Origin of the sequence: Paraburkholderia sp. SIMBA_027, assembly GCF_046535315.1 — a bacterium.
Classification (GTDB): domain Bacteria; phylum Pseudomonadota; class Gammaproteobacteria; order Burkholderiales; family Burkholderiaceae; genus Paraburkholderia; species Paraburkholderia tropica.
Map to the genome: position 1 here is coordinate 1 of NZ_JAWRWY010001099.1, position 254 is coordinate 254.

At 62.6% G+C, this 254-nt stretch carries 1 protein-coding gene; it reads right to left on the minus strand.

Annotated elements, in window-relative coordinates:
• Nucleotides 1–250, minus strand: a 250-nt coding sequence (locus SB764_RS42520; protein ID WP_410867109.1) for a transposase, incomplete at its 3' end; no start/stop codon positions are given.
• Between the last annotated feature and the right edge of the window lie 4 nt (nt 251–254).

A 254-nucleotide genomic window follows, 5' to 3' on the forward strand; every position in this document is an offset into this window, starting at 1 on the left:
GGATGACGAACTCGGCCTGATCGTCGGAGAGATTGTAGAGCGCCTGCAGCACCAGGATCTTGAACATCAGCACCGCCGGAAACGGCGGACGCCCGCCCTTTGACCCATCCGATCGCTTCAGCGCCTTGGCCAGCGGCTTCTCGAACACCGGCCACGGGATGATCCCGTTCAGCTTCTCGAGCGGATCGCCCACGGCGCTCAGCCGTTCGTAACGCTCGTCCAGATCGAAGAAACCAGGCTGTCCCCGCATCATC